Below are 25,652 nucleotides of genomic sequence, written 5' to 3'. Positions count from 1 at the left end.
GTCTTCTCTCCCCCCTTACAATTGTGGTTTTTGTTGATGAAAATTCGTGGCTTGCTCAAACGCGTGAGCAACACGGTAAATCGTTTGTTCATCAAAATGCTTTCCGATAATTTGCAATCCAAGTGGAAGACCTTCTGTAAATCCGCATGGAACAGATATTCCCGGAAGACCCGCTAAGTTTACAGGAATTGTCAGCAAGTCTCTGACGTACATTGTAACAGGGTCATCCACGACTTCCCCAATTTTATAAGCCGGAGTTGGAGTGGTAGGTCCAATGATTACATCATATTTTGAAAATACATTGTCAAAATCTTGCTTGATCAACGTTCTTACTTGTTGCGCTTTTTTATAATAGGCATCGTAGAATCCAGAGCTAAGTGCAAATGTACCAAGCATGATACGACGCTTAACTTCATCGCCAAAGCCTTCTGAACGCGACTTTTTATATAATTCCATTAGATTTTTCGGATTTTCTGTACGATAACCATAACGAACACCGTCAAAGCGCGCTAGGTTAGCGGAAGCCTCAGAAGATGCGAGTAAATAATACGTTGCAACTCCGTATTGTGAATGAGGTAAAGAAACCTCTTCCCAAGTAGCTCCAAGACCTTCAAGCACTTTTAGCGCTGCAAGAACTGACTCGCGTGAAGCCTCACTTACGCCTTCACCTAAATATTCTTTAGGTACAGCGATTTTTAACCCTTTAACATCTCCCGTTAAGTCTGCTGCATAATTTGGAACTTCCTTATTAACAGTAGTAGAGTCGTTAGCATCTAGTCCGGCAATAGCTTGTAAAACAATTGCATTGTCTTCTACCGTACGAGTAATCGGGCCAGCTTGATCTAAGGATGAAGCAAAAGCTACTAATCCGTAGCGGGATACACGGCCATATGTAGGTTTCATACCAACTACACCACAAAACGCAGCGGGCTGGCGGATGGAACCACCTGTATCAGTTCCGAGAGCAAATGGTACTTGTCCAGATGCTACAGCTGCAGCGGAACCACCTGAAGATCCCCCTGGAACTCTGTTAAGATCCCAAGGATTTTTCGTAATTTTAAAAGCTGAAGTTTCAGTTGTAGATCCCATTGCAAATTCGTCCATATTTAGCTTTCCAATAGTAACGGTATTCACTTCATTCAACTTTTCTATAACTGTTGCATCATAAATAGGATCAAAGTTTTCCAGCATTTTACTAGCACATGTAGTTCGAAGGTTTTTCGTAACGATGTTATCCTTCATTCCAGCTGGAATACCGAAAAGCAGGTTCTCTCCCAGCTTTCCATCTAATTCTTTTGCTTTTTTTCGAGCATTTTCTTCGTCAATTGTTAGAAAGGCTTGTACCTTTCCGTCTACTTCATTTATCCGTTTAATCGATTGATCTACTAGATCAGAAACGGAGATTTCTTTTTTATGTAAAAGTTCGTGCATATCTTTAATGCTATGATCAAAAATCGACATGGGAGTCCCCCCTTAATCCAAAATTTTTGGTACTTTGATTTGTCCATCTTCATGTTGAGGGACGTTTCTCAACACTTCTTCAATTGGCAACCCTTTTACTGGTTCGTCTTCACGCATAACATTTTCTTGAGCAAATACATGGGAAGTCGGTTTAATATTCTCCGTATTGAGTTCATCTAATTTCTCCGCCATTTCGATAATACGGTCGAGCTGCTCTGTGTAAAGTTCCGCTTCATTATCATTCATTTCAAGTCTAGCTAAATGAGCTACATGCAATACTTGATCCTTTGTAATTCTCGACAATTTTCTGCACCTCCAAGTAAAAATCGATCCTTGCAATACTATTGATAATATCAGAAAAACTTAAACAAACGCAAGAGGGCAAGCCGTTTGCCCCCTTGGAAGAAAAGCTTTTAGTATAATTTTTCGTCGGGATTTGGGTTCGATTGAGACTGAATCGGGAAATTTCATTCTAGTTCTGTCCCGATTCCCTCTCAATTGAGACTGAATTGGAAATTTCATTTGAGTTCTGTCCCGATTCGAGCACAATCGAGACTGAATTAGGATTTTCATTCGAGTTTTGTCCCGATTCAAACACAATCGAGACTGAATTAGGATTTTCATTCGAGTTCTGTCCCGATTCGAGCACAATCGAGACTGAATTAGAATTTTCATTCGAGTTCTGTCCCGATTCAAGCACAATCGAGACTGAATTAGGATTTTCATTCGAGTTTTGTCCCGATTCAAGCACAATCGAGACTGAATTAGGATTTTCACTCGAGTTCTGTCCTGTTTCGAGCATAATCGAGACTGTATTAGGATTTTCACTCGAGTTCTGTCCTGATTCGAGCACAATCGAGACTGAATTAGGATTTTCATTCGAGTTCTGTCCCGATTCGAGTCCAATCGAGACTGAATTGGAAAGTTCAATCGAGTTTAAGTCTGATCCCACAAAGATTTAAATTCTAGCAAAAACTCAATTAATAAATATGAACAAACGGTTCCTTATCTCCCGCATTTTTGACTATCAGTGCCTCAGCTCCATTAATGGAAGTTATATTTACCTCAACTTTAACGTGATCAGGGAAGTGGTCCATTACAAGCGAGGTTGCCCATTGGGTAAAAGCTATTACTTCCGCTTCTCCATATAACTGGATTGGAATATCAATTGTTAGTTTAATAAACTGACCGTCTTTATAAAATGCCTGCCCTATTACGCCATTATAATTTGGAAAGTATTGCTCGACATCATCTTTAAATCTCATAAAATAGGCTACGTCATCACGATGATCATTTTCTGCAACGGACGATGGAAATAGATAATATTTTTCATCGATTGACTTCCAGTCGCCTAGCGAGTTACTTCCTTTATTTGAATGGGCGTATGCAAAAAAGTTCCCTGGAATGACTGCATTCTTATTTTTTTGTTCAAAAAGGGCAATTGTGATGGGCACATCTCCAATCTCTTTATTTGAACGAAGTCGTTTAATAATCTCCTCGGCCATTTTCTTTCCTTCAGCAGCCAATTTATCATGAGGTATATCCTGCTCAAACGTAGCTCCATATTTTTCTTTTTGATAATAATGGACAGAATTTAATGCAAGTCCAATTACAATTCCACCAAGCTTTACAGTTTTATCGTTTTTGATTAAATAGTCATGCTCAAGAATATGTGCAAGATATATCGGACTTTTTGCATTTTGTTCCTCAATAGTCCCTTTTTCATTGTTTACTGGATTAAGCCCAATATTATCTTCTTCCTTTATCTCTAATTCTTTCAACTGACCCGCCGTATATTTTCGTCTTAGCCATTTACTGACTGTCTCTTTATCTAGCTTTTGGCCTTCTTGAAAAACATATTTATCAGTCGGGAAATCTTCTTTTGCTACGCGCATTAATCCTGTTTCAAACTCATCAATATCGTATTTTGAATTAAGGTTTGATACGACCATTCCCCTTGTTTTACTAGGTTCGAATGGAATGATAGAGCGATAGTAAGAATCGGAAATTTGATAATTAGGAATGATGGATTTTTCCTTTTTGTCATTTGTATCCTGTACAACTTCATCATTCTTTTCGAACGTTGGCATACAGCCGCTTAAAAAGACCGTTGCCAAAGCCACTGCCAACCATTTTTTCATGCTATTTTTCCACCTTTATTTTGTAAAGATTGGAGGAACAATTATTAAGCTAGTTCCTCCATTAGCCTTTCTTCATCCCAGACTTCAATTCCAAGTTCTTCTGCTTTTGTCAATTTCGATCCGGCTTCCTCTCCAGCAATGACAAGATCTGTTTTTTTGCTTACACTGCCCGACACTTTTCCGCCTAGTGATTCAATCTTTTCTTTCACTTCGTTTCGGGTCATTTTTTCAAGCTTTCCGGTTAAAACAACGGTCTTTCCGTTGAAGTAAGAATCTACATTTGCGGTATCAGATCTTTTTGGACCGAGATATTCCATATTAACTCCAGCATCTTTCAGTTTTGAAATTAACTGTTCGAATTCTTCATTCTCAAAAAATGTCGCAATCGAGTCTGCCATTTTTTCTCCGACTTCTTCCACAGTCAATAATTCTTCTCGCGATGCAGCAGCAAGCTTATCGATTGTTTCAAAATGTTCTGCGAGAGTTTTGGCCGCTTTTTCTCCTACGTGGCGAATGCCCAGTCCGAACAGTAATTTTTCGAGAGAATTTGCTTTTGAAGATTGAATGGCATCAATTAAATTCGTTGCCGATTTTTCTCCCATTCTCTCCATATTTAAGAGTTGATCCTTCGTTAAAAAGTATAAGTCTGCAGGATCTTTTATAAGTTGGAGTGAAAACAGTTGTCCAATGACTTTTTCTCCTAACCCATCAATATTCATTGCATTTCGAGAAACAAAATGAATTAGCCCTTCACGTCTTTGCGCAGGACATGTCGGATTGATGCAGCGAAGTGCCACTTCACCTTCTAAACGGACTAGTTCACTATCACATTCTGGACAATGTGTAGGCATATGGAACGGAATTTCTTCACCACTTCTTCTTTCAACAAGTACATTCACGACTTCAGGAATAATGTCTCCCGCTTTTTTTACAACAACATAATCGTGAAGCATAATATCCTTTTCCCTTATTAAATCTTCGTTATGAAGGGATGCCCTTTGTACTGTCGTTCCTGCGACACGAACAGGCTCTAATATGGCCGTTGGTGTGATGACACCTGTTCGACCAACACTGAGTTCAATATCAATCAGTTTTGTAACAACTTCTTCAGCAGGAAATTTATACGCAATCGCCCAGCGAGGTGTTCTCGCAGTTGTGCCTAGCTGTTCTTGTTGGTCGATTGAATCAACTTTGATGACGATCCCATCGATTTCATAGTCAAGATTCGGTCGATTTCCCGTCCACTTTTTGATATACTCGATCACTTCTTCGATAGAATCGTATTTTCTTCTTTCCTTATTTACTTTTAAGCCAAGTTTTTCAAGTAAATCAAGGCCGGCACTATGAGAAGCTACACCTGCTGTCCCATAATCCCCCATGCCATATAAAAAAATGTCTAGGTTACGTGATGCAGCAATTCTTGGATCAAGCTGGCGCAGAGAACCTGCAGCAGCATTCCTCGGGTTTGCGAACAGCACTTCACCATTTTCTTCACGTACTTTATTCAATGTTAGAAATGACTTTTTCGGCATATACGCTTCTCCGCGCACTTCAAGAGATAAAGGCTCCTTCAGTCTTATAGGGACGGAACGTATTGTTTTTAAATTAGCGGTAATATCTTCACCAATCGTTCCGTCTCCCCTTGTGGCTCCTTGTACGAAAAGTCCGTCGACATAACGAAGCGATACAGCCAATCCATCAATTTTGAGTTCACAAACATATGAAAATTGCTCTCCAATCGCTTGTCTAATTCGGCGGTCGAAGTCACGTAGATCATCTTCAGAAAATGCATTGGCTAAGCTCAGCATCTGTGTTTCATGACGAACTTTTTCAAATGCCGTTAAAGCTTCACCGCCAACACGTTGAGTCGGTGAATCGGGGGATATTAACTCGGGATGTTCTTCCTCAAGCTTTACTAACTCCCTCATCAAACGATCATACTCTGCATCTGGAACAGAAGGATTGTCCAAAACATGATATTCATAATTGTATTGATTTAAAAGATTGTAAAGTTCTTTTAATTGTTTTTCTACTGAATCAAGGGCCATATCTCGTCCTCCTTAAAAGCTTATTAGACTTTTTTTATTGGGGCATATTCCGCCAATAGGCGCTTAATGCCGGTCGGACTTGGAAAAGCTATGTCGAGTTCGATGCTTCCATTCTTTTCTTTTACACTAACAACTGTACCAATACCCCATTTACCATGCTCTGCCTTATCGCCAACCTTCCACGCTATGCCATCTGCACCAGAAACAACTGGGGTTGGTCTAGTAACAGGCTTGCTTCGAGTCTGTCCACCAACGGCAAAGCCTTGGGCAGCAACTGGTCGTCTCATTTCCTTATGGGCATGCTCCAATAAGTCTTCCGGAATCTCGGCAATAAACCTCGAAACAGGATTCATATTCGTACGGCCAAAAAGTGTTCTCATCTGTGCATTTGTAATATATAATTCTTCTTCTGCACGGGTGATGCCGACATAAGCGAGCCTGCGTTCTTCTTCCATTTCTTCCTCTTCCATTAAAGAACGGCTATGCGGGAAAACTCCTTCTTCCATTCCGATTAAAAAGACAATCGGATATTCGAGTCCTTTCGCGGAGTGAAGTGTCATGAGTGTGACAGCATCCCCAGGAGTTCCATCTTCATCAAGCTTATCGATATCTGCAACAAGCGCCAAGTCAGTTAAAAATGCAATCAAGCTCTTATCATCATTACCATCTTCAAAGCTTTTTGTAACAGATAAAAATTCGTTTATATTTTCTAATCTGCTTTCAGCTTCGAGTGACTTCTCTGCTTTAAGCATTGCTTCATATCCAGATTTCTCGATGACTTCTTCAACGATTTCTGTAACAGATAGAAAATCCTGCATTTGAGTGAAGTTGCGAATGAGTGCATGGAATTCGGCAGCGGTATTTGCTGCTTTTCCAGATAATCCGATAAAATCAACCTCACTTAACGCCTGATACAAGGATAAATCGTGTTCTCTCGCATAAGACGCAATTTTATCTAAAGAAGTTGCACCTATGCCACGTTTTGGAACATTAATGATTCGTTGCAAGCTGATGTCATCGTCTGGATTGGCAATCAGCCGCAAATAGGCTAACAAGTCTTTAATCTCTTTACGATCATAGAACTTTGTGCCGCCGACAATGTTGTATTCAATATTTGATTTTAATAAAACTTCCTCCATTACACGGGATTGCGCATTCGTCCGGTAAAGGATTGCAACATCTGAAAGCTTACGACTATTGTTTGCTGTCGATTCTTTTATTTTTCCAACGACGAATTGAGCTTCTGTTTGCTCTCCATCCGCACGGTAATACACGATTTTTGGACCTTCATCATTATCGGTCCATAGATTTTTAGGCTTACGATTATGGTTATTTTTTATAACTTCATTCGCCGCTTCCAAAATTCGTTTGGTTGATCGATAATTTTGCTCTAATAAAATGACTTTCGCATTTGGATAATCTTTTTCAAAGGAAAGGATATTAGCAATATCAGCTCCCCGCCATCTATAAATCGACTGATCGGAGTCGCCAACGACACATAAATTTTTCAACCGAGCAGCAAGTAATTTAACTAAAAGATATTGAGCACGGTTCGTATCTTGGTACTCATCAACGTGAATATATTGGAACTTACGTTGATAGAATTCGAGTACCTCTGGAACACTTTGAAAAAGTTGAATGGTTATCATGATTAAATCATCAAAATCGAGGGCATTATTCCTGCGAAGTCTACGCTGGTATTCCGTATAGACCTTGCTGACCGTTTGCGCATAGTAGCCTGCTGCTTGTTTTTCATATTCTGATGTAGTGACCAATTCGTTTTTTGCACTGCTAATCGCATTAAGAATTGCTCTTGCGTCAAATTTTTTCGAATCAATATTTAAATCTTTTTGGATATTTTTAATGACAGATAGTTGGTCTGTCGTATCGAGGATTGTAAAGTTGCGGCTATAGCCTAGCCGGTCAATATCACGTCGCAAAATACGAACACACATGGAGTGAAAAGTAGAGATCCAAACTTCTTCAGCTGTGCCGCCCATGATTTTTCCAATCCGGTCTTTCATTTCGCGTGCAGCTTTATTCGTAAACGTAATCGCTAAAATATTGTATGGATTTACACCTTTTTCCACCATTAAATAGGCAACACGATGTGTAAGCACTCTCGTTTTGCCACTTCCGGCCCCAGCCATAATCAACAATGGGCATTCTGTCGTTTTAACTGCCTCCTTTTGCTCCGGATTTAATCCTTCAAGGAGACGATTTGATAAAAATTGCACGTTCTTCACCGCCTATTAAGGAACATTTGTTCTATTATATCGTTAGTTGTGAACTGTTTTCAATGCTTCGTCAAAATTTTCATAAATGGCATTACCTACGATAATCACATCAGCAACCTGTCCCATTTCTTTTGCTTGTTGTACGGTATTAATTCCTCCACCATAAAAAAGGGTAGTTTCGGATAGCTGTTGCTTCACTTTTTTTACAAGCTCGGGGTCACCGTAAGTGCCACTGTATTCCATATAAAAAATCGGCATACGAAACATTTTTTCCGCCATCATTGCATACGCAACGACATCATCATGTTCTATATTCGTATTTGCATTTGTTTGTATGGCCGCTTTACAATTATCATTTAAAATGCAATAGCCTTCAATTAGAATTTCATTCCAATCCATTATTTCTCCGTATTCTTTTACAGCTGCGTGATGCAGGCCAGAAAGCCAACGGATGTCCCGGCTGTTGAGTACAGATGGAATAAAGTATAAATCAAAGCCCGGCGTAATCGAATCAAGATTGCTCACCTCGAGGACGCATGGAACCGTATATCTTCTAATTCTAGCCATCAGATTAAGAACTTTTTCTAATGTTACCTCATCTGTGCCTCCAACGATCATGGCGTCCGTTCCAGATTCACATAATTTTTCAAGCTGTTCATCTGAAATCTCTTTATTCGGGTCCAGCTTAAAAGCATGGCGCCATTCCTTTACATCGTACATATGCTTAAAATCCTCCATTATTTTCGATACCATACTACATTATAGCATTTTGGAGAGTGCGGCACTGAAGAAAAAGAGAAAATTCTTTGGCTATTACTTTTTATCCATTCTAGCTATTATGTTCACGAGTATTACGATACATAAGTATACTCATCGTAAAGGCTAAAAGAAGAAAAGCCCAGCATCTTTATTTTGCAAGATACTAGGCTCTCATCTATCTATTCATTTTCTTTATTGATTCTATTAAGCACCATTTCATACGTATCGTTTCCGTAGTTAAGACAACGTTTGACACGAGAAATCGTGGCCGTGCTCGCTCCTGTTTCTGTCTCAATTTTATGATACGTTTTTCCCTCTCTTAGCATTCTAGCTACTTCTAATCGCTGCGATAAGGCTTGAATTTCATTAATCGTACATAAATCATCAAAGAAACGATAGCATTCTTCAACATTTTTTAAAGACAGGACAGCTTCAAATAATTGGTCAAGTTCTCGACCTCTTAATTTTTCGATTTGCATCTATCTATCTCCTTTTTCACGCGTTTCCAACTTACGAACAGTCAAGGTAACTGTGTTGTTCGTATAAAAAGGCGTCCATTGCTTTTATTTTGCTTCAAACGAGACATCTTTTAAGCTTGGAACTACATTGACCCAGAGTTTCCCGGGAACTAGTTTTGCGGGTTGGCCATCCTCATAAGGAAGAATCTGACCGTCAGTATTTCTCCACTCAATTTCTTTCATAATTCCTTTTTGGAACAAGTAAGCTTTACCGCCTGATGTTAAATCAATAGAACGTCTTCCCGCAGAATCTAAAACTTTATGTTCAGTTTCAATGACTAGAAGATTGTTCATTAACACAGGTTCACTTGTTTGATATTCCACTGTTTGTTCACCATCGGAAAAACGAGAATATTGACCAGATTGTACGTCATATTGATAATCGGCTGTAAATTGTGAACCATTTCCATACACTACCTTTATATGATCGGCGGCATTCCCATTAATGCTTTCAAGCTTATCTTCTTTGTAAAAATTCATCGAAGCAGGAGGCCCTGTCATTGAAAATCCGTTATCCTCTGCACCTTTTTCAATATTTTCAAAAGTAATATAAGAATTATGAGGTGCTTTTCGATCGGATGATCTCTTAAATAATGTACCGTCGTATACCATCCCGTTTAAATTGTCGATGACACCAGATGTAAGTATTTTTTTCGCTTCTGGGCTATAACCATGTGCAATGAAAAGAGCTTTATAGCCCTCGGCAAGTTCAATAAAATATTCACGGGCACTACGGACGGGTCCAATGTTTTCGGGTGCTTCACTTTGGAATATGGCAACAAATCTTGTAATATTCCCTTCAGCAAGCAGTTCAAACACAATATCTGCTTTCGAAAGTCCCGTTTGTGGACGTGCTTCAGGATGATTGTTAACCGTTACGGCAACGGCTCTTTGATTAGGCTCCGTGTCAGTTCCTATTCCTGTCAGCGGAAAATGGTATTTATCGGTTTTTTCTTCTGTCTGTTCCGTTTGCTTTGGTTCTTTTACTTCAGGCTTTTCCGTTTCTTTCTCAGGAGCCTTTTTACTACAAGCTGAAAATAGTAAAATTGCAGTGATTAAAAATATGGTTGTTATCCATTTATGTTTCACTATTCCATCCCCTACATCGTTTTATACTCTATCATTTTAACGCATTAATGTCGGAAATAGTATAGTTTTATTCATAACATCATATATTCCGCTTTGCGTTACACGAATATAGGGCAGGTGAGTTGCGGAGAAAAATAGTAAAGAATAGATAGGATCCGTGAATGAGTATCCTCTTTCGTATAGTAGTTCCTTTAATTTTTCTTCAGCAATAATTAATTCATCTACCGATTGATCAGACATTATTCCCGTAAGCGTTAATGGGATTTCATGTATGATCTTGCCGTTTTCTGCAAGGACAATACCCCCACCTATTTCTTTCATTCTTTTAAAAGCGAGAATCATATCTTTTTTCATTTTACCTATTAAAATAATATCTCCTGTATTTGAAAAAGAAGATGCGAAACCGCTTACACTTTTTACGAATCCTTTGACAATTGTGTTAATTCGCCATTTCCCTTTCCGATCTAATAATGCAAAATAACTCTCTTCGTGATTTTGTGGCAGATAATCAATTGATAAGTCGAGAGAAACAGAATATGGTTTTGTAATAACATCATTGACCATTTCAATTCCAAAAGGCATGGAAAATTGCAAATCAGAAGATTGCAGATCCCAATCTAGTTTAAGTGGCTCGAAGCCAAATTTCTTCCAATTGATGTCTGGATCATTTATTAAATTTTGGCCATCTCTTTTTATCCATTGACCCTTGGCAAGAACTGATATAGGAGTCGGTACTTTTTCGTCTGAAAGGAAATTAATATTTGCGACCCTGCCTGTTGCTATCATTCCGTGATGGTGAGTCATATTGTAATGGCGTGCAACATTATAGGAAGCCATATGATAAGCGTCGACAACGGGAACTCCATTTTTAATCGCCATGTCAATCATCATATCCATAATCCCTTTTTTATAAAAGGAAGGCGTAGAACCGTCAGTTGTAAAAACAAGCGAATCATACTGATCAAGCCCTAATTCATTCATTTCTTTTAACATGACATCCAAATCTGGTCTTATGGAGGAATGTCTAAGGGCAACGGTTAACCCATGCATAAGTCGTTTGTATACATCCGCTCCAGTCATCGATTCGTGATCTCCATCCACACCGAAAAGTTTCATTTTTGCTAACGTTTTTTCGGACGCACCCGGGAAATGCCCTTCCACTTTTTTGCCGAGACGCTTCGTTTCTTGAATCCAATGCAGCATTAAATCGTCACCAGCCAGAAGCTTAGGCCACCCTGTTAATTCTCCTCCCTGAACTACAGCTTCATGTTCAAGCCAAGATTTAATCTCACTATTCGTAAAGATCGTTTCCTCTTCGCTCATCTCTGTTTGCGAGTCAAAACGTCCCCACCAATACATCGAAACTGGTGATTCATTCAGTTCATTTAGAAGTGAAAACGCTTTCTTTTTACTTAAATGAAGAAAAAAGAATAGGTTGTCACATATCAACGTCGTTGTGCCAGTTTGAGATGCAAAACGAGCGAATGATTGGGGATTATAGAGTTGAAACGGATGGACGTGTGGCTCTATATAACCAGGTACTAGCGTTAAACCAGAGCAATCAATTACTTCACAGTTTTCCACTCTTTTTGGCAGCTCTTCACCAATATAAATAATTCGATCTTGGTAAATCCATATATTAGAAATAATCCATTTCTTTAAAATTGAATGTAGGAAACGGGCATTTTTTAATAAAAGAGTAGGCGACTTTCGCCCATCAATAACAGAAACCTGTTCCCGTATCTGTCTATTTTTCCAGCGATATCGTTGATTCCACATACCCAATCCTCCTGGGAGCATAACTTTCAACACAATACTATTCTAACATACTATTCATTTTAACGCAGTAAAGTTCTACAGAAAAATATTAACAATTTGTGAAGAGAAATTGGGGACAGGCTAAATGGGGACGGGTTCAAATGAACCCGTCCCCACTAAATATTAAAGGGCTTTATGTGCGATGTCTTTCCGATAGAAAAATTCTTGATGGTTTAGTTGTTTCATTTCTTGATAGACTTTTTCTACGGCTTTTTGAATGGTATCTGCTTTTGCAGATGCAAGCAGCAATCTTCCGCCATTTGATAGGTAAGGACCTTCATCTTCTTGACGGCTCGTTCCTGCGTGAAAAAAGGATACGTTAGGAGCATCAGAAGAAAAGGCTGGCAATGGAATACCTTTTTTATAATCTCCAGGATAACCATCAGCTGCTAAAACAACGCCAACGACGGCTTCATCTGACCATTGAATTTCGGGTTCTTTTCCGTCTAGCAAATCATTCAGCAACTGGACTAGATCACTTTCAAGTCTCGCTAATACGACTTGAGTTTCTGGATCTCCAAATCGAGCATTAAATTCGATTACTCTCGGACCTTGTTTTGTCTGGATTAATCCAGCATATAAAATACCGGTAAAAGGACGATTTTCAAGCATCATCGCTTTAGCCGTCGGATGTAGAATTTCTGCAACTGCGCGTTCCACTTCAGACTCGGAAATAAATGGAACAGGAGAATACGCACCCATCCCACCTGTATTTGGACCTTTATCACCATCAAAGGCACGCTTGTGATCTTGGGCAATGACCATTGGAAAAACCTTTTCTCCATTTACAAAAGCCATTAGTGAAAATTCTTCGCCTTCAAGGAACTCTTCAATTACAACCATAGCAGATGATTCTCCGAATCTTGCATCAAGGAGCATATCCTTTAACGCTTCATCTGCTTCTTCAAGTGTCATCGCAACGACAACACCCTTTCCGGCTGCAAGCCCGTCAGCCTTAATGACAATAGGCGCTCCCTTTTTTTCAATATACGCTTTTGCATCTTCATAAGAATGGAAACTCTCATATTCTGCAGTTGGAATATTATATTTTTTCATCAATTCTTTTGCGAACGATTTACTTCCTTCAATAATGGCAGCATTTTTCTGCGGGCCAAAAATTTTCAAACCGGCCGTTTCAAATTCGTCCACGATTCCTGCCGCAAGAGGAACTTCTGGTCCTACAATCGTTAAATCAATCTTATTATCTTTCGCAAATTGAATTAGATTTGAAAAATCCGTTTCTTTAATCGGAACTAGAATGGCATCTTCCCCGATACCAGCATTTCCAGGTGCGCAATAAACTTCGCTTACAAGTTTACTCTCTTTCACTTTTTTACAAAGGGCATGCTCACGACCGCCTCCGCCCACAACCAACACCTTCAAAAAATCACCGCCCATTATTATATTGAACCTGTCCCCTTTAGAGCTGTCCCCAATGAGACTGTCCCCCTTTTAATGTTTGAAGTGGCGTACGCCCGTGAATATCATGGCGATGCCGTGTTCATCGCAAGCTTTAATTGATTCTTCGTCACGAATTGATCCGCCTGGTTGGATGATGGCTGTAATGCCTGCCCGAGCTGCTTCTTCTACTGTGTCGCTCATTGGGAAGAAGGCGTCTGAAGCAAGGACTGCTCCTTTTGCTCGTTCTCCAGCTTGTTCAAGAGCTATTTTTGCTGCTCCGACTCTGTTCATTTGACCAGCTCCAACACCAAGCGTCATATCGTTACCTGCTACAACAATCGCATTGGATTTTACATGTTTTACAACTTTCCACGCTAATTTTAATGCCGCTAATTCTTCATCTGTAGGTTTACGTTTCGTTGCAACCGTAATTTGTGCGTCATCGTATGTGAAGGAATCTTGATCCTGCACAAGCAATCCGCCCTCTACGGAAGTAAGCATTTTTTCTTGTTTTTGTGCGCCTTCAAACGGAATCGTCAATAAACGAATATTTTTCTTGCTCGTTAAAATGTCCAACGCTTCCTCTGTAAATGATGGGGCAATAATGATTTCTAGAAAAATTTCATGCAACTGGCGAGCCGTTTTGCCATCTACCTCCCTATTAAAAGCGACAATTCCGCCAAAAATCGATGTAGGATCTGCTTCGTACGCTTTCTTAAATGCTTCAGAAGAAGATGTTCCAATACCTGCTCCACAAGGGTTCATATGCTTTACCGCAACAGCTGCCGGCTCGTCAAAATCCTTCACGAGCTGTAAAGCTGCGTCTGCATCGTGAATATTATTGTAGGATAATTCCTTCCCATGAAGCTGCTTTGCATTTGCGATTGAAAAAGCTGATCCTAGTGGTTTTTTATAAAAAGCAGCTTTTTGATGTGGATTCTCCCCATAGCGCAAATGTTGTTTCAATTCATATGTAAATGTAACACGTTCAGGTTGTTCTTCACCTGCAAGCTCCGTCATATATTCCGCAATTTGCGCGTCATAAGCAGCCGTGTGGCGGAACACTTTAGCAGCAAGCTTTCTTTTTGTTGTTTTTGATACTTCACCATTTTCGCGAAGTTCGGATAGAACAGTTTCATAGTCGGCTGCATCGACAACTACAGCAAGATCTTCGTGGTTTTTTGCAGCTGCACGAAGCATTGAAGGACCGCCAATATCGATATTTTCAATTGCATCCTCTGGTGTCACATCAGGTTTTGCAATCGTCTGTTGGAAAGGATATAAATTTACGCAAACTACATCAATCGGCTGAATGCCTTGCTCATCAAGTTGTTTCATATGGTCATCAGAATTTCTTTTCGCAAGTAATCCTCCGTGAATCATTGGGTGAAGCGTTTTTACCCTGCCTTCCAATATTTCAGGAAATCCAGTAATTTCGTCCACACCTGTAACAGGCACACCGTTGTCTTCAAGCGTCTTCTTCGTTCCTCCTGTTGATAACAATTCAAATCCAAGCTCAACAAGCGCTTTTGAAAAGTCAACTACACCTGTTTTGTCTGATACGCTGATTAGGGCTCTTTTCATAAACCTGTCCTCCTCAATTTTTTTCACCGAAGTATTTTTGCAAAACTTCCGGATAAAATCCATGTTCTATTTTGTGAATCTTCTGTTCTACTTCTGCAAGTGATTCCTCACCCGAAAGTTCTAATGCTTTTTGTGCTATGATCGGACCCGTATCCATTCCTTCGTCTACATAATGAATCGTGACTCCTGTGATTTTCACGCCCGCGCGAAACGCTTGGCCGATGGCATCTTTACCTGGAAATGTTGGAAGCAAAGAGGGATGAATATTAACGATTTTATTTTTAAAAGCAGCAAGCAATGTTGTTCCGATTAATCTCATATAGCCAGCAAGTACAATGAAATCCACATCGTTTTCTTGTAAAACACTGATGATTTCTTGCTCAAAACTTGCTTTATTTTCAAATTCCTTCGGATTAAATACGAAGGTTTTAATATTCTCGTTTTCTGCTTTATCTATAACTAGAGCCCCCGGCTTATCACAAACAAGCAAGGCGACTTCCAAATGAAGGCACCCCGCTTTAACCGCATCAATGATGGCTTGAAAATTGCTTCCTGTACCTGAAGCAAAGATTGCTATTTTTTTCACTTTATTTTCCCCGCATTCACGAATGTAACTCCCTCATCTTCAACTACAGAACCAATTTTATAAGCTTTTTCACCATGTTCCACAAAGAAACGAATAACAGCCTCAGCATCATCAGGGCGAACAGCTACCACAAAACCAATTCCCATATTGAAAATATTGTACATTTCGTTCTCATCCAGTTGTCCATACTTTTCAAGGGCTTGGAAAATCGGTAAAACGGGCCATGCTCCTTTTTCAATGACGACTCCGAAGCCTTCAGGGAGCATTCTTGGAATATTTTCAATAAATCCGCCACCCGTAATATGAGACATTCCTTTTATTTCGAATTCTCGCAAAGCTGCTAAAATGGACTTAACGTAAATTTTTGTTGGCTTTAATAATTCGTCACCAAGACTAACGGACAGTTCAGGAAGTTGTTCATCAAGTGAAAACCCATTCTCTTCTAAAAAGATTTTACGAACTAACGAATAGCCATTGCTGTGAATTCCGCTTGAAGCTAGGCCAATAAGTACATCACCTTCTTGAACATGCTCACCCGTAATGATTTGCGATTTTTCACAAGCCCCTACTGCAAATCCTGCAAGATCATATTCATCTACTTCATAAAGTCCTGGCATTTCTGCCGTTTCGCCGCCGATTAGCGCACAGCCTGCTTGCTCGCATCCGTCCGCGATTCCACTTACAATTTGTTCGATTTTATCAGGAACTGCTTTTCCTAGTGCAACATAGTCCAGAAAATAAATAGGTTCTGCTCCTTGAACTACGATGTCATTTACACACATCGCTACACAGTCAATTCCTATAGTATCATGGCGTTCCATCATAAAAGCTAGTTTCAGCTTTGTCCCTACACCATCCGTTCCCGAAACGAGAACCGGCTCTTTTAAATTCAATTCCGATAAATCGAAAACACCGCCGAAACCGCCAAGTTGCCCCATAACTCCAGCGCGCACCGTTCTTTTCGTATGCTTTTTTATTTTCTCAACCGCTTCATACCCTGCTTCTATATTAACTCCGGCCTTTTGGTAGGCATTAGCCATCCCGCCCGCCTCCTAATGATATTTTCATTGTCTAGCTCCAGCGCCTATCGACTAGCAAACTTCCTGCCCTCTTCCCTACGATAAGTCAACATTGATTCGTCCTAACGGACTCATCGTGTTTCCTTTATCTCAGTAGAGGGACTGAAGTTTGTACGTCGATGGACAGACGCTTCCGCTTTTCTCAGTAGCTATTCAATTCCTTTTCATGCGGCAATAATGTATCAGGATAAATTTCCGTAGGATATTCTCCTGTAAAGCATGCAAGACATTGACCGCAATTTTTTCCATACCCTTTCCGCCCGATTGCTTCCAGCATTCCTTCCACACTTAAAAATGTAAGAGAATCTGCTCCAATGATTTCACGAATTTCCTCGACGCTATGAACAGACGCGATCAATTCCTCGTGTGTTGACGTATCAATTCCGTAAAAGCAAGGGTTTTTCATCGGTGGTGAGCTGATGCATACATGCACTTCTTTTGCACCTGCTTCTTTCAGCATGCGGACAATCCTTTTACAAGTTGTACCACGAACGATCGAATCATCGACCATGATTACACGCTTGCCTTCTACGACTTTTCGTACAGGGGAAAGCTTCATTTTAACGCCGCGTTCACGTAATTCCTGAGAAGGTTTAATAAACGTTCTGCCAATATAACGATTTTTAATTAAGCCCATTTCATACGGAATTCCAGCTGTTTCCGCAAAACCAATCGCAGCAGATATACTTGAATCAGGCACTCCTGTTACGACATCGCCTTCGATTTGAGCTTCCCGAGCTAAAACTTTCCCAAGATTTTTCCTTGCTGTATGAATATTGATTCCTTGAATATCGCTGTCTGGACGAGAAAAATATACATATTCCATCGTACACATCGCACTTGATGAAGAAAGTGTAAACTGTTCAGCATGCAACCCTTTATCATTAATGATAATGAGTTCGCCAGGCTCCACATCGCGCACAAACTCTGCACCTATGAGATCATAGGCGCAAGTTTCCGATGATACACAGTAAGCATCTCCAATTCTTCCAATCGATAGCGGGCGCATCCCTTTAGGATCCAAAGCAATCATTAATTCCGTTTCAGTCAGAAGAATAAGTGCATAAGCACCTTTTACTAAGGATAAAGCATTTTTCATTTTATCCTTTATAGTAAGATAGCCGCTTCTTTTGATTAAATGTGCTAAAACTTCTGTATCAGAAGTCGTTTGAAAAATACTTCCTTGCATTTCGAGTTGATGTTTTAAATCATTCGCATTGATTAAATTTCCATTTTGCGCGAGCGCCAGGCTTCCACTTTGTGAGTGGAACAGAAGGGGCTGGACATTCTCCAAGCCACCTTTTCCAGCTCCCCCGTAACGTACATGACCAATAGCACTTTTTCCCGGAAGGCTTTCAAGCTTCTTTTCATTAAAAACATCATTGACAAGTCCTTCTCCGCGAATGCCTTTAAGGCGATGACCATCCGTTACAACAATTCCAGCACCTTCTTGCCCTCGATGCTGCAGACTGTGCAAACCGTAGTAAGTAATTTTAGCAGCATCCGGGTGACCCCATATTCCGAAAACGCCGCATTCCTCGTTTAGCCCTTTAATGTCAGCAAACATGGAATGGCTCCTTTCCAAACATCTTCCAACGCCTTGACTTCAGAAGATATCAATTGTTTTTCTGAACCTTCAATGACTAATTGCCCTTTATCTGTTACTTCTCCGATCAATGCAGCAGCTTCCACTACTTGTTCGAATGCTTCTTGATGTTCCTTTTTAATAGATAAAACAAAACGGGATTGCGTTTCAGCAAATAATGCTGCCGTTTCATTTCCTACAAGTTTTACGTCCGCGCCAAGTCCATCCGTTCCAAACAGTGATTCTGCAATGGCAACTGCAGCTCCGCCTTCGGAAACATCATGAGCAGAGGCAACATATCCACTTCGGATCGCTTCAAGAATTTGTTTTTGTCTTTTTACTTCTATGTCTAAATCAATAGTAGGCGCTTTACCGAAAATTTTGCCGTTAACCATCTTCTGCAGCTCGCTTCCGCCGAACTCATCTGTCGCTTCACCGACTAGATAAATAAGGTCTCCTGCTGATTTAAAGTTTTGAGTAGTAATAAAAGATAAATCTTCAATCAAGCCGACCATCCCGATAATGGGTGTTGGATAAATCGCTTTTCCGCCTTTTTCATTGAAAAGCGATACGTTCCCGCCGATAACCGGACTTTCAAGAGCGATACAAGCTTCACTAATGCCTGCGGCTGATTTTTCAATTTGCCAGAAAATGTCTGGTTTCTCAGGGCTACCGAAGTTTAAGCCATCTGTAATCGCAAGCGGTTTTGCACCTGAACAAACAACGTTTCTTGCCGCTTCTGCTACAGCAATTTTTCCGCCTACTTCAGGATCTAAGTAGATATATCTTGAATTACAATCCGTTGTAATCGCGATCGCTTTATTCGTTCCGCTTATTCTGACAACCGCTGCATCCGAACCAGGACTGACAACCGTATTCGCTCCTACATGCTGGTCGAATTGACTGTACACCCATTCTTTGCTCGCAATCGTTGGTTGTTGTAAAAGTTTTAGCAATGTCTCGTTGTAATCAGACACTTCAGGAATTTCTTGCTCCATCGCTTGGAATTCGCGGTAATATGCTGGTTCTTCAGATGGCTTATGATAAACTGGTGCATCTTCTGCTAACGCATCTGCAGGAACTTCTGCAACTACTTCACCTTTATGAAGCAAACGAAGCATTTTATCATCTGTTACATGACCAACAGAAACGGCCTCTTGATCATATTTTTCAAAGAGATCAATGACTTCCTGCTCACGTCCTTTTTTTACAACGATGAGCATTCTTTCCTGAGATTCTGAAAGCATCATTTCGTATGCAGTCATATTTTCTTCTCGTTGTGGAATTAAATCAAGATTCATTTCCACTCCGAAGCCGGCTTTACTCGCCATCTCCGCGGAAGAACTTGTAAGTCCAGCTGCGCCCATGTCTTGAATCCCAATCAATGCATCAGATTTAACGAGCTCCAAACAAGCATCCATCAGCATTTTTTCCGTAAAAGGATCACCCGCCTGAACCGCTGCTCTTTCTTTTTCTTCCTCTTCATCCGCCAATTCTACTGATGAAAAAGTAGCTCCATGAATTCCATCACGACCTGTAGGAGAACCAACATACATCACCGTATTGCCGACACCTTTTGCTTGGCCTTTTTGAATATGTTCATGATCAAGCAATCCGACAACCATCGCATTAACGAGTGGATTGGTTTTATAAGCATCATCAAATTGAATCTCTCCGCCAACTGTAGGTACTCCAAGCGCATTTCCATAATCAGCAATCCCGGAGACTGCTTGCTCTAGTAAATAACGTACTCTAGGCGTATCTAGTTCACCGAAACGAAGGGAGTTTAATGAAGCAATCGGCTTTGCGCCCATGGAAAAAACGTCACGAATAATCCCGCCGACGCCAGTTGCTGCACCTTCATATGGTTCAACCGCAGACGGGGAGTTATGGCTTTCGATTTTGAAAACAACAGCTTGATTGTCGCCAATATCAACGATTCCAGCACCTTCACCAGGTCCTTGAAGAACTTGCTCACCTTTAGTAGGAAATTTTTTCAAAACTGGTTTGGAATTTTTATAACTGCAATGCTCTGACCACATAACGGAAAAGAGACCTGTTTCCGTATAATTCGGTGTTCTGCCGAGCATTTTTTCCGCTAGGGCAAATTCTTCATCCGTCAAACCCATTTCACGATACAATTTTTGTTCTTTAATTTGTGTTGGATTTGGCTCAAGCGTTTGTTGCATGTGATTCCCTCCAGTTTCTTACAATCGATTGAAAGATTTTAAGACCATCTTCACTACCAAACAATGAATCTACTGCTCGTTCTGGATGAGGCATGATCCCAAGAACATTTCCTTGTTTATTTGTAATGCCTGCAATGTTTTCAATGCTTCCATTTGGATTTGATGTATAAGTAAAAATAATTTGATTGTTCTCTTTTAAGTTGGCAAGGGTAGCTTCATCACAATAATAGTTCCCTTTTCCGTGAGCAATTGGAATATTCAGTTGCTCCCCTTTTTCATAAGCAGAAGTATAAGCTGTGTCGTTATTTTCCACTTTAAGTTGTGTAGGTTTGCAAACAAACTTTAGATTGATGTTTTTTAGCATTGTGCCTGGCAACATACCTGCTTCTAATAAAATTTGAAAACCGTTTCCGATTCCGAGAACTAATTTTCCAGCTTCAGCGGCATTTTTCACAGCTTTCATAACCGGCTGCAAATTGGCAATCGCTCCTGGACGAACCGCATCACCGTAGGACGCTCCTCCTGGAATGACAACACAATCAAATTCGTCCAAACTTTCATTTAAGTGGCTCACATATTCCACTTCTTCATTCAATTTATTTTTGATGACGTCATACGTATCGACTTCACAGCTTGTTCCTGGGAAAACGAGGACAGCAAATTTCACTGTGCCACAACCTCCTCAATTTCAAAGCGATAATCCTCAACCTCTTTGTTGACGAGGAGTCCTTTACAAATATTGTGCACCGTTTCTTCAATGTTTCTATCTGTTTTTTCAAGCTTCAGCTCAATATATTTCCCAAATCTCACTTCTTGAACTTCAGGGAAATCTAGCTTTTGTAAAGCTTTACTCGCTGCTGAACCTTGTGGATCAATTACACTTTCCTTCAACGTTACAAATACTTTTACCTTATACATCATCATGTCTCCTCCAGATTCTAGTTTGGTTTAGTTCTTTCAAAGCTTCCTCTATATTTTCTGTCAGTACAGTCACATGCCCCATTTTACGATTATGCTTTGCTTCTTCTTTTCCATAAAAATGAATGTACCAATCAGGGCGTTGGGGAATCTCATCGATTACCGCATTGACATGCTGTCCTAAAACATTAACCATTACTGATTTTTGTAAAAGCTTCACCTTTTGAAGCGGCCATCCACAAACTGCACGTATATGCTGATCAAACTGCGATATATTACAAGCTTCAATCGTATAATGACCGGAATTATGAGGTCTTGGCGCTAGTTCATTCACGTAAATTTTTTCATCTTCTGTTAAAAAGAGTTCAACCGCCAATGTCCCGACAAGATTGAGATAATCGGCAATTTTATACGCCAATTCCGACACGTTCTTTTCTACTTTGTCTGATATTCGTGCAGGAACAATGGTTTGATGCAAAATATTATTCACATGAATATTTTCGCCTACTGGAAAATAACTCAATTCCCCAGACGTGCTTCTCGTCATTACAACAGATATTTCTTTTTCAAAAGGGATCCATGCCTCAAGGACGCACGGTCCACTCTTTAAAAGCTTCGCAGCTGCTTCTAGATCCTGCTCACTTTTTAATACATATTGACCTTTGCCATCGTAGCCGCCACGCGTTGTTTTCAAAACGGATGGAATGCCGATTCTTCTAACTCCATCCTCTAAATCTTCTAGACTATTAATCACAGCATACGGAGCAACTTCAACACCAGCTTCCGTCAAAGCTTGCTTTTCCAAAATCCGATCTTGTGTGATTTTAATCAATTCTGCACCTTGTGGAATATGAACTTTATCCAAAAGCCAATCCAATGCTTCATAATCAATATTTTCAAATTCATATGTAACAACATCGCTTTTCTCAGCTAATTGCAAAAGCGCATCCCGATCATCGTATTCTGCTACAATTTGCTCATCCGCGACTTGTCCGGCTGGTGAATCAGGAGTCGGCTCCAATACAACAACTCGAAAACCGGCTTCCTTTGCTGAAAAAGTCATCATTTGGCCCAGTTGACCACCGCCAATGATTCCAATCGTTTGCCCAGGTTTAATAAACTTTTCAGACAAGCTGATCACTGCTTTCCAATACTTTTTCTTTTAAATCAGATCTTCTTTTTTCTAGGCGCTCAGCAACCGCACTATTTTCAATACCGATAATTTGAGCGGCAAGCAATCCAGCATTGATAGCTCCAGCTTTCCCAATCGCAACCGTTGCAACCGGCACCCCACCTGGCATTTGCACGATGGATAATAACGAATCTAGTCCTTTTAGTGTTTTCGATTCAACTGGAACTCCAATAACTGGAAGAATGGTTTTAGCAGCTACCATGCCAGGTAGATGCGCTGCACCTCCCGCACCAGCAATAATAACTTTTAATCCACGTTCTTTTGCGGACTCTGCGTATTCAAACATTAAATCTGGCGTCCGATGGGCTGACACTACTTTCTTTTCATAAGGAATTTGCAATTCATCCAAAATGTCACAAGCGTGTTTCATCGTTTCCCAATCGGACGTACTTCCCATAATAATTCCGACTTCGGTGTTCATGTAAATCCCTCCGTCTATAAAATAAAAAACCCGGATAAACTGCTTTTCTGAAAAAGAAAGCAGTTCATCCGGGTTTAAAAACGCATTTGAAAAAAGCACATCAAATGCTTCCCAAATTCCACTTTCCTCATAGTCCAATTATTTTCGGTAATCGGGTAGAGACTTATGGGCCATATTCCCATGATATACGAGGCTTTTATTACAATTTAATCTTAACAAAGAAAAGAATGCGAGTCAATCAAAAATCGAACATTAAATATCCATCAAATCCGAATGTTCGGTTTTAGGACTCTTTTACTCCTTGGAATATTATTTTTCGTGATATTGGTATGTAATTTGTTTTCCCCTTATGAGTTTCCTCTTTAAAAATTGGTTTTTCCGTCCTCTTAATAACCTTATACCCCTCTTGTTCCATCCGTTTTAAACAATCACCAATTGTTTCATTTTCCATCACTTCAAATTCTTTTTTCATCCTACTTTCCCTTCTTCACAGCTTTCACCCAGAACCCTCCATAAATGGTTTTAGGCTCGTATGCGATAATAAATGCTTTTGGGTCGAGTTCCTTTATTTTTTGATACAACTTTAGCTCCATTTTTCTTGAAGTCAACACTTCAAGCGCCATTCGATCACCTTCCAAACCTTGCGCTGCCCAACTTGTCACTCCATATCCTTCATTTCTCAATAATTTTGGAAGATCACGATCATATTCCTTTGTAATCACATTAACCATTATATAACCAAGAGCCATCTTTTCCTCAATTTTTGTCCCTACGATAACACCAATTCCATAACCAACAGCGTAAGCTATTAAATTTTGAATTTGATTAAGATTATCAAGGACAAGACCGAGACCAACAACATATATAATTACTTCAATCATACTTAGAAAAGCGGCAATATACCTATATCCTTTTAAGGTTAAGATCATCCTAATCGTAAAAAACGAAACATATACGATGTTAATCGTTAATATAATGGCGACCATAATAATACTGTTTCCTAACATGAATCTTCCCCCATTAAATGTTCTATTTATCCATTTACCCTTAAGTAGGAGATAACATACAATTTTAGGGAAAATTCCTTTTTGAAAACAAAAAAATCTCCGTAGACAATTTGCTACGAAGATTAAGATTGGATAAACATGAAGACAACCAGGAGAGTGATTATCCCGAAAAGAGACACAGCTACAAGTATATAGATCAGAAAGTGAATGAACTCCTTAATTTTTGCCCATTTCATGATAGACTCTCCTGTACAAAAGTGGTTTTAGTTTACGATTCTTTTTGCCCCTACATATTTTGACTTCCAGTAAGTAAGATTCATCGATTGGACCTTAACACCATTAGATGTAGCCCCAATGAATTGTTGCTTCCCTACATAAATGCCGACAAATGAAACAGATTTTCCGTCAGTTTTGTAGAACACTAAATCCCCCGGCTTTAAATCCTTCAAATTAACGCTTTTCCCTTTTTTAAATTGATCAGCACTTGTACGCGGTAAATTGGCTTTTACACTTTTCGCATACACATATTGTGTAAAGCCAGAAGCATCGAATCCTTTAGTTGTCGTTCCACCCCACTTATACGGCTTCCCTTTCAACGTCTGAGCATATGCCGCAACCTTATCCCCTTTTGTTTGTGCTGCCGCATCCGCATTCAAGCTAAACAAAGATGAAAATAGTAGTGCTAGTGCTGTGACCACTGCGATCACCCATGTTGATTTTCTTACTGAGATCCCCATTTCCATTACAAATCCCTCTTTCTTTTATATTGTTTTTCTTTCTAATGACATCATAAACAATTTAAAGAAAGCATTGGTTTCTTATTGGTTAAAAATAGTTACATAAAGGTTAAGAGTCTAGGTGCCATAAGTGGTCTGGGTGCCAGTTGAAAAGCTGTGGAATCTACAGGTTTGGTCTCATGGTCATAGCCCATTCCGAGTCTCCCTTGATCCCTCTCTTTTCTTTTGTACCTTCGGTATTTATTAGTTAAAAACAAAAAAGACACTCTCATTTTGAGAATGTCTTTGATTGCCTTGCAACGTCCTGCTCTTGCAAAGAGAAGCCCCTTACTACCATCGGCGCGCGAGCTTAACTTCCGCGTTCGTGCTGCGGATCAGGATGACCGGCGAATCTCTTCGTCATCCGCGCTCGTTCGATTCTCATGGGCATAGCCCATTCCGAGTCTCTCTCCCTTGATTCCTCGATCTTCTTGGTCCTCCTGATCCTCGCTTACCTTGTGTTTGTTTCTTTTCTTCTATACCTACGGTATATAAAAAAAAAGGACATCCAACTTTTTGGATGTCCTTGGCTGCCTGGCAACGTCCTGCTCTTGCAAGGGGAAGCCCCTTACTACCATCGGCGCTGAAGAGCTTAACTTCCGTGTTCGGGATGGGAACGGGTGTGACCTCTTCGCCATCGTCACCAGACAAGTATGTTGTGAAGGATTCATTCCTTCAAAACCAGATATAGAGAAAACAAACCGTATTTGATTAAGTCCTCGATCGATTAGTATCCGTCAGCTCCATGTGTCGCCACACTTCCACACCGGACCTATCAACCTGATCATCTTTCAGGGATCTTACTCGCTTGCGCGATGGGAAATCTCATCTTGAGGGGGGCTT

Annotated in this window: 23 protein-coding genes, 1 rRNA gene and 1 riboswitch; of the genes, 1 reads left to right on the top strand and 23 read right to left on the bottom strand. The window is 40.1% G+C overall.

What is annotated here, in order from left to right; all coding sequences use genetic code 11:
* Positions 1-15: 15 nt before the first annotated feature.
* Entirely contained in the window at positions 16-1,461 is a 1,446-nt protein-coding gene (gene gatA, locus KHA97_RS19745) for an Asp-tRNA(Asn)/Glu-tRNA(Gln) amidotransferase subunit GatA (protein WP_213126515.1), read from the bottom strand.
* Positions 1,462-1,473: 12 nt separating this feature from the next.
* Positions 1,474-1,764, bottom strand: coding sequence for an Asp-tRNA(Asn)/Glu-tRNA(Gln) amidotransferase subunit GatC (gene gatC, locus KHA97_RS19740; protein ID WP_213126514.1), 291 nt, complete (start codon positions 1,762-1,764; stop codon positions 1,474-1,476).
* A gap of 206 nt (positions 1,765-1,970) precedes the next feature.
* On the opposite strand from gatC, the gene KHA97_RS19735 reads away from it, so the two are divergent.
* On the top strand, positions 1,971-2,423 hold the full coding sequence (locus KHA97_RS19735; RefSeq protein ID WP_213126513.1) for a hypothetical protein: 453 nt from the start codon (positions 1,971-1,973) through the stop codon (positions 2,421-2,423).
* A gap of 18 nt (positions 2,424-2,441) precedes the next feature.
* Here KHA97_RS19735 and KHA97_RS19730 read toward each other — a convergent pair whose 3' ends face one another.
* From KHA97_RS19730 to rrf, 21 genes are all read right to left on the bottom strand, one after another.
* On the bottom strand, positions 2,442-3,602 hold the full coding sequence (locus KHA97_RS19730) for a CamS family sex pheromone protein (RefSeq protein WP_213126512.1): 1,161 nt from the start codon (positions 3,600-3,602) through the stop codon (positions 2,442-2,444).
* Positions 3,603-3,646: 44 nt separating this feature from the next.
* Complete coding sequence (gene ligA, locus KHA97_RS19725) at positions 3,647-5,650, bottom strand: NAD-dependent DNA ligase LigA (protein ID WP_213126511.1); 2,004 nt, start codon at positions 5,648-5,650, stop codon at positions 3,647-3,649.
* Between the two features lie 23 nt (positions 5,651-5,673).
* Entirely contained in the window at positions 5,674-7,887 is a 2,214-nt protein-coding gene (pcrA, locus tag KHA97_RS19720) for a DNA helicase PcrA (RefSeq protein ID WP_213126510.1), read from the bottom strand.
* 42 nt (positions 7,888-7,929) lie between these two features.
* Entirely contained in the window at positions 7,930-8,607 is a 678-nt protein-coding gene (gene pcrB / locus KHA97_RS19715) for a heptaprenylglyceryl phosphate synthase (RefSeq protein ID WP_213126509.1), read from the bottom strand.
* A gap of 218 nt (positions 8,608-8,825) precedes the next feature.
* Positions 8,826-9,125, bottom strand: a complete 300-nt coding sequence (locus KHA97_RS19710) for a YerC/YecD family TrpR-related protein (protein ID WP_213126508.1) — start codon at positions 9,123-9,125, stop codon at positions 8,826-8,828.
* An 84-nt stretch (positions 9,126-9,209) separates the two neighbouring features.
* Complete coding sequence (locus tag KHA97_RS19705; RefSeq protein WP_456076868.1) at positions 9,210-10,256, bottom strand: DUF3048 domain-containing protein; 1,047 nt, start codon at positions 10,254-10,256, stop codon at positions 9,210-9,212.
* A 33-nt stretch (positions 10,257-10,289) separates the two neighbouring features.
* The gene (locus KHA97_RS19700) at positions 10,290-12,032 is read right to left on the bottom strand and encodes an adenine deaminase C-terminal domain-containing protein (RefSeq protein ID WP_213126507.1); all 1,743 of its coding nucleotides are present in this window, start codon (positions 12,030-12,032) and stop codon (positions 10,290-10,292) included.
* Positions 12,033-12,194: 162 nt separating this feature from the next.
* The gene (purD, locus tag KHA97_RS19695) at positions 12,195-13,454 is read right to left on the bottom strand and encodes a phosphoribosylamine--glycine ligase (RefSeq protein WP_213126506.1); all 1,260 of its coding nucleotides are present in this window, start codon (positions 13,452-13,454) and stop codon (positions 12,195-12,197) included.
* A gap of 69 nt (positions 13,455-13,523) precedes the next feature.
* Positions 13,524-15,056, bottom strand: coding sequence for a bifunctional phosphoribosylaminoimidazolecarboxamide formyltransferase/IMP cyclohydrolase (purH, locus tag KHA97_RS19690; protein WP_213126505.1), 1,533 nt, complete (start codon positions 15,054-15,056; stop codon positions 13,524-13,526).
* Between the two features lie 13 nt (positions 15,057-15,069).
* Entirely contained in the window at positions 15,070-15,642 is a 573-nt protein-coding gene (gene purN / locus KHA97_RS19685; RefSeq protein ID WP_213126504.1) for a phosphoribosylglycinamide formyltransferase, read from the bottom strand.
* Positions 15,639-16,682, bottom strand: a complete 1,044-nt coding sequence (purM, locus tag KHA97_RS19680) for a phosphoribosylformylglycinamidine cyclo-ligase (RefSeq protein ID WP_213126503.1) — start codon at positions 16,680-16,682, stop codon at positions 15,639-15,641. Before purM ends, purN begins: the two co-directional genes overlap by 4 nt.
* 181 nt (positions 16,683-16,863) lie before the next feature.
* Positions 16,864-18,288, bottom strand: coding sequence for an amidophosphoribosyltransferase (purF, locus tag KHA97_RS19675; RefSeq protein WP_213126502.1), 1,425 nt, complete (start codon positions 18,286-18,288; stop codon positions 16,864-16,866).
* The gene (gene purL / locus KHA97_RS19670) at positions 18,264-20,495 is read right to left on the bottom strand and encodes a phosphoribosylformylglycinamidine synthase subunit PurL (RefSeq protein WP_213126501.1); all 2,232 of its coding nucleotides are present in this window, start codon (positions 20,493-20,495) and stop codon (positions 18,264-18,266) included. The genes purF and purL overlap by 25 nt, the downstream gene beginning before the upstream one ends.
* Entirely contained in the window at positions 20,479-21,162 is a 684-nt protein-coding gene (gene purQ, locus KHA97_RS19665; RefSeq protein WP_213126500.1) for a phosphoribosylformylglycinamidine synthase subunit PurQ, read from the bottom strand. Before purQ ends, purL begins: the two co-directional genes overlap by 17 nt.
* Positions 21,159-21,413 (bottom strand): phosphoribosylformylglycinamidine synthase subunit PurS, encoded by a 255-nt coding sequence (gene purS, locus KHA97_RS19660; RefSeq protein WP_213126499.1) that lies wholly within the window; start codon positions 21,411-21,413, stop codon positions 21,159-21,161. Before purS ends, purQ begins: the two co-directional genes overlap by 4 nt.
* Positions 21,406-22,545: a 5-(carboxyamino)imidazole ribonucleotide synthase gene (gene purK / locus KHA97_RS19655; protein WP_213126498.1), complete on the bottom strand. Its 1,140-nt coding sequence runs from the start codon at positions 22,543-22,545 to the stop codon at positions 21,406-21,408. The genes purS and purK overlap by 8 nt, the downstream gene beginning before the upstream one ends.
* On the bottom strand, positions 22,538-23,026 hold the full coding sequence (gene purE, locus KHA97_RS19650; protein ID WP_213126497.1) for a 5-(carboxyamino)imidazole ribonucleotide mutase: 489 nt from the start codon (positions 23,024-23,026) through the stop codon (positions 22,538-22,540). Before purE ends, purK begins: the two co-directional genes overlap by 8 nt.
* A 110-nt stretch (positions 23,027-23,136) precedes the next feature.
* A riboswitch (purine riboswitch) is annotated at positions 23,137-23,237 on the bottom strand.
* A gap of 72 nt (positions 23,238-23,309) precedes the next feature.
* Entirely contained in the window at positions 23,310-23,498 is a 189-nt protein-coding gene (locus KHA97_RS19645) for an NETI motif-containing protein (RefSeq protein WP_213126496.1), read from the bottom strand.
* A gap of 1 nt (position 23,499) precedes the next feature.
* Entirely contained in the window at positions 23,500-24,033 is a 534-nt protein-coding gene (locus KHA97_RS19640) for a DUF2179 domain-containing protein (RefSeq protein ID WP_213126495.1), read from the bottom strand.
* A 263-nt stretch (positions 24,034-24,296) separates the two neighbouring features.
* Positions 24,297-24,776, bottom strand: a complete 480-nt coding sequence (locus KHA97_RS19635; protein WP_233713682.1) for a C40 family peptidase — start codon at positions 24,774-24,776, stop codon at positions 24,297-24,299.
* A 565-nt stretch (positions 24,777-25,341) separates the two neighbouring features.
* A 5S ribosomal RNA gene (rrf, locus tag KHA97_RS19630) occupies positions 25,342-25,457 on the bottom strand.
* Positions 25,458-25,652 lie beyond the last annotated feature (195 nt).

Origin of the sequence: Lederbergia citri, assembly GCF_018343625.1 — a bacterium.
Classification (GTDB): domain Bacteria; phylum Bacillota; class Bacilli; order Bacillales; family Bacillaceae_C; genus Lederbergia; species Lederbergia citri.
This window is presented reverse-complemented; position numbering and strand designations above follow the sequence as displayed.

What these genes read in the sequence shown, in the direction of transcription:
- purS (WP_213126499.1), bottom strand. Translation starts at nt 21,413, where the DNA reads ATGTATAAGGTAAAAGTATTTGTAACGTTGAAGGAAAGTGTAATTGAT.
- purM (WP_213126503.1), bottom strand. Translation starts at nt 16,682, where the DNA reads ATGGCTAATGCCTACCAAAAGGCCGGAGTTAATATAGAAGCAGGGTAT.
- purE (WP_213126497.1), bottom strand. Translation starts at nt 23,026, where the DNA reads ATGAACACCGAAGTCGGAATTATTATGGGAAGTACGTCCGATTGGGAA.
- KHA97_RS19710 (WP_213126508.1), bottom strand. Translation starts at nt 9,125, where the DNA reads ATGCAAATCGAAAAATTAAGAGGTCGAGAACTTGACCAATTATTTGAA.
- KHA97_RS19635 (WP_233713682.1), bottom strand. Translation starts at nt 24,776, where the DNA reads ATGGAAATGGGGATCTCAGTAAGAAAATCAACATGGGTGATCGCAGTG.
- pcrB (WP_213126509.1), bottom strand. Translation starts at nt 8,607, where the DNA reads ATGTACGATGTAAAGGAATGGCGCCATGCTTTTAAGCTGGACCCGAAT.
- purH (WP_213126505.1), bottom strand. Translation starts at nt 15,056, where the DNA reads ATGAAAAGAGCCCTAATCAGCGTATCAGACAAAACAGGTGTAGTTGAC.
- gatA (WP_213126515.1), bottom strand. Translation starts at nt 1,461, where the DNA reads ATGTCGATTTTTGATCATAGCATTAAAGATATGCACGAACTTTTACAT.
- KHA97_RS19700 (WP_213126507.1), bottom strand. Translation starts at nt 12,032, where the DNA reads ATGTGGAATCAACGATATCGCTGGAAAAATAGACAGATACGGGAACAG.
- purL (WP_213126501.1), bottom strand. Translation starts at nt 20,495, where the DNA reads ATGCAACAAACGCTTGAGCCAAATCCAACACAAATTAAAGAACAAAAA.
- KHA97_RS19645 (WP_213126496.1), bottom strand. Translation starts at nt 23,498, where the DNA reads ATGAAAAAAGAATTTGAAGTGATGGAAAATGAAACAATTGGTGATTGT.
- ligA (WP_213126511.1), bottom strand. Translation starts at nt 5,650, where the DNA reads ATGGCCCTTGATTCAGTAGAAAAACAATTAAAAGAACTTTACAATCTT.
- purF (WP_213126502.1), bottom strand. Translation starts at nt 18,288, where the DNA reads ATGTTTGCTGACATTAAAGGGCTAAACGAGGAATGCGGCGTTTTCGGA.
- KHA97_RS19730 (WP_213126512.1), bottom strand. Translation starts at nt 3,602, where the DNA reads ATGAAAAAATGGTTGGCAGTGGCTTTGGCAACGGTCTTTTTAAGCGGC.
- KHA97_RS19640 (WP_213126495.1), bottom strand. Translation starts at nt 24,033, where the DNA reads ATGTTAGGAAACAGTATTATTATGGTCGCCATTATATTAACGATTAAC.